General features: G+C 41.1%; 3 protein-coding genes and 2 pseudogenes. 2 read left to right on the top strand and 3 right to left on the bottom strand.

All coding sequences use genetic code 11. The features are described from left to right. The 3 genes and pseudogenes from SORDD16_RS11500 to argS all read right to left on the bottom strand — a co-directional run. A pseudogene (locus SORDD16_RS11500) lies at nucleotides 1–145 on the bottom strand (ISL3 family transposase); the annotation flags it as partial. 93 nt (nucleotides 146–238) lie between these two features. After that, a complete protein-coding gene (locus SORDD16_RS01815) occupies nucleotides 239–484 on the bottom strand; it encodes a hypothetical protein (RefSeq protein ID WP_061452134.1) in 246 nt (81 codons plus the stop codon). Nucleotides 485–840: 356 nt separating this feature from the next. Beyond that, nucleotides 841–2529: an arginine--tRNA ligase gene (argS, locus tag SORDD16_RS01810; protein ID WP_061452133.1), complete on the bottom strand. Its 1689-nt coding sequence runs from the start codon at nucleotides 2527–2529 to the stop codon at nucleotides 841–843. A 128-nt stretch (nucleotides 2530–2657) separates the two neighbouring features. Here argS and argR point away from each other — a divergent pair, with 128 nt between their 5' ends. Beyond that, the gene (gene argR, locus SORDD16_RS01805) at nucleotides 2658–3122 is read left to right on the top strand and encodes an arginine repressor (protein ID WP_081215101.1); all 465 of its coding nucleotides are present in this window, start codon (nucleotides 2658–2660) and stop codon (nucleotides 3120–3122) included. Nucleotides 3123–3172: 50 nt separating this feature from the next. Then, a pseudogene (locus tag SORDD16_RS11495) lies at nucleotides 3173–3712 on the top strand (DNA mismatch repair protein MutS); the annotation flags it as partial.

Raw genomic sequence — 3712 nt, 5'->3', positions numbered from 1 at the left:
CGACCTCACGTGGTGTCAGTGTCTGTCTAAAGATTCTTAAAAAGAAAGGTTTGTCAGACAGTTTTCGACTATCTTTTTGAAGGATACGCCAGTAATTTTTCCTGACTCGATGGGGGAGAGAGCGTCTATCAAATTCCTTCATGATAGGTCATATGGGACTTTTTTTCTACACTCAAAAAGGCTCCATAATCCCCAAAGTGGATTTACCCACTATAGATATTATAGAGCCGGACTTTGATTATTTCAATTGATCTGTGACGTCTTTTGAGAGTAACATTCCCAGATGGTAAGTTTTATTGATATGTGCAATGACATCATTGATATTTTCAGTCGTTTGAATTTTTTCTTTGATGTCAGTTCTAAATGATTCATCCTTCAAGAGTTGCTCTTGGTAGAGCTTTTGAAGTCTTTCCTTCTCGTACTTATTGAGCAGAAAAAGGAAAACCAAGCTAATGACAACGAGGATATAAGCGTACTGGCTCATAAAATCTCTCCTGATTTGATAAAAAAGTTGATGGCATAAGAAAAGCGAAAATTCCTTTCGCTTTCCGACTAAGTGACTAGAATAGCATGATAGGCAACTCTGCATAAGAAACTAGATGACTCGATTATTTACTGGAAGAGTCCAGCTTTTTTAACGATTACGATATGAAGGTCACAAATCAATGTTATTGTTGGGTCGAATTAGTAAAGCCGATAGGCAAATTGTTCTAGTTACGACATTTTGGGACATGAATCGATATTATTATGTTCCAGAACTAGTGAAGCGCCTAGCCAAATCCTATAAGGGATTTGGCGTTAGTTACTTAGATTGCTTTGCAATCAAGTAACTTTGGCGATTTACATCTTCTCTGGTGCTTCTACTCCAAGCAAACGAAGGGCTTCTTTGAGAACAACAGCTGTTGCGTAGCTGAGGGCTAGGCGGCTGTCGCGCTCTGGGCTTTCATCCAGGATACGAGTGTGGGCATAGTATTTATTGAAGGCTTGAGCCAAGCTGATTGCATACTTGGCAATGAGCGAAGGGTCATAGTTGTCAGAAGCACGTTTGATGACACGGGCAAAGTCTTGGAGAAGTTTGATAATTTCCCAGCTTTCGGCATCATTTAGACTGTAACTTGCTTGAGCGTTTGGTTGGAAATCAGCTTTTCTAAGTAGAGACTGAATACGAGCGTAAGCATATTGGATGTATGGACCAGTCTCTCCTTCAAAGGAAACCATAGCTTCGAGGTCAAAGTCGTAACCATTTCGGCGGTCAGTCTTGAGGTCATAGAATTTAACAGCTCCCACTCCGACAGCTTGGGCAACCTGTTCCTTGTTTTCGAGGTCGGGGTTTTTCGCTTCGATTTGTGCTTTGGCACGACTGATAGCTTCCTGAAGGGTAGGTTCGAGCAGGATAATATTTCCTTTACGAGTAGAGAGTTTTTGACGGTTCTTGGTTACCAGACCGAAGTCCACGTGAATCATATCATCGCTCCAGTCAAATCCCATCTTTTTCAATACAGCGATGAGTTGTCTGAAGTGGTTGGACTGTTCTTGACCAACCGCATAGACGTTTTTTACAAAGTTGTAAGTACGCGCACGATAGATAGCTGTCGCAATATCACGTGTGATGTAGAGGGTTGCGCCGTCTGATTTTTTAATCATAGCAGGTGGCAGTTCGACATCATCGAGGTTAACAATGCTAGCTCCGCGTGATTCTTCTAGCAAACCTTTTTCTTCAAGGATTTGCACGGCTTCGTCCATCTTGTCATTATAGAAGGCTTCCCCGTTTAAGCTGTCAAATTCAACGTTCAACAGTTTGTAAATGCGGTTGAACTCAACCAAACTTTCATCACGGAACCATTGCCAAAGTTGAGTTGCTTCTGGATCTCCATCTTCCAATTTTTTAAACCAGAGACGTCCTTCATCATCAAGAACTGGGTCATTTTCGATTTCAGCATTGATGCGAACGTACAATTTCAACAATTCGTCAATTGGATTAGCTTCTACGGCTTCCTTGCTTCCCCATTTTTTATAAGCAACCATGAGAAGACCAAACTGTTTACCCCAATCTCCAAGGTGGTTGATTTTAATAGTGTTGTAGCCCATTTTCTTAAAGATATTAGAAAGAGCATCTCCGATAACAGTTGAACGTAAGTGACCTACTGAGAAAGGTTTTGCGATGTTTGGACTTGATAGGTCAATCGTGATATTTTGCTCTTTGCCTTCCGTTTGTTGAGCGTAGTCAGATCCTTTTTCGATGATCTCTTTGATAACTGCTCCAGAAATAGCAGATTTATCAAGGAAGAAGTTGACGTAAGGACCAGTTGCAACAACTTTTTCAAAGGCTTGGCTGTTGATTTTTTCAGCGATTTCAGCAGCAATCATTTGAGGGGCTTTGCGTTCGACTTTTGCAAGTGAGAAAGCAGGAAAAGCGATATCTCCCATGTCAGAGTTTTTTGGTTGTTCTAGTAAATTTAAAATAGCCTCTTGATCTAGGCTATCGATGACGCTAGCCAATTCACTAGCAATCAGTTTTTTTGTACTCATAAGTAGGCTCCTTTTGGACTTTTATTCTATTTTATCATAAATTTAGTGAAAGAAGAAAGATTTTTTTGAATTATTCAGTTTTTTTGGTATAATTATATCTAAAAACAAACCCGAAATCGGTTATAAATATTCATGTAAGAGGTCGATATGAGAAAAAAGAACGACACCAGTTGATTAAAAAGATGATCACTGAGGAAAAACTAGCTACACAAAAGGATATCCAAGATCGCCTAGAAGTTCGGAATGTCTTTGTGACGCAAACGACCTTGTCTCGCGACCTGCGCGAGATCGGCTTGATCAAGGTTAAGAAAAATGGTATGGTATATTATGTGCTAGCGAATGAAACAGAAAAGATTGATTTGGTAGAGTTTTTGTCGCATCATCTAGAAGGGGTTGCGAGAGCAGAGTTTACTTTGGTACTTCATACCAAGCTGGGAGAAGCGGCTGTTTTAGCAAATATTGTTGATGAAAATAAGGACGAGGCGATTTTAGGAACAGTTGCCGGTGCCAATACCTTACTGGTTATTTGTCGAGACCAGCATGTTGCCAAGCTCATGGAAGAGCGTTTGCTAGATTTGATGAAGGATGAATAGGGTTTTGGGACTTGTTCCCAAGCCTTATTTTTGACAAGGAGAGAGCCAATATGACGACAGAAAAACTATCACCTGGTATGCAGCAGTATGTGGATATTAAAAAGCAATATCCAGATGCTTTTTTGCTCTTTCGGATGGGTGATTTTTATGAGCTATTTTATGAAGATGCGGTCAATGCGGCGCAGATTTTAGAGATTTCACTGACCAGTCGTAATAAAAATGCAGAAAATCCGATACCCATGGCTGGTGTTCCCTATCATTCTGCCCAGCAGTATATCGATGTTTTGATTGAGCAGGGCTATAAGGTGGCTATTGCCGAGCAGATGGAAGATCCCAAACAAGCGGTTGGGGTTGTCAAGCGAGAGGTGGTTCAGGTCATCACACCTGGAACGGTCGTCGATAGCAGTAAGCCTGATAGTCAGAATAACTTCTTGGTTGCCTTAGACCGTGACGGCAATCAATTTGGTCTGGCTTATATGGATCTGGTGACCGGTGATTTTTATGTGACAGGTTTATTGGATTTTACGCTGGTTTGTGGGGAAATCCGTAACCTCAAGGCTCGTGAAGTGGTGCTGGGGGATGACTTGTCT

It is taken from the genome of Streptococcus oralis (assembly GCF_001578945.1).
Classification (GTDB): domain Bacteria; phylum Bacillota; class Bacilli; order Lactobacillales; family Streptococcaceae; genus Streptococcus; species Streptococcus oralis_Q.
Note: the sequence above shows the minus strand (reverse complement) of the source record. Positions and strands in the feature narration are given on the sequence as shown.

Coding starts and splice junctions, on each gene's coding strand:
- SORDD16_RS01815 (WP_061452134.1), bottom strand. CDS start 484: ATGAGCCAGTACGCTTATATCCTCGTTGTCATTAGCTTGGTTTTCCTT.
- argS (WP_061452133.1), bottom strand. CDS start 2,529: ATGAGTACAAAAAAACTGATTGCTAGTGAATTGGCTAGCGTCATCGAT.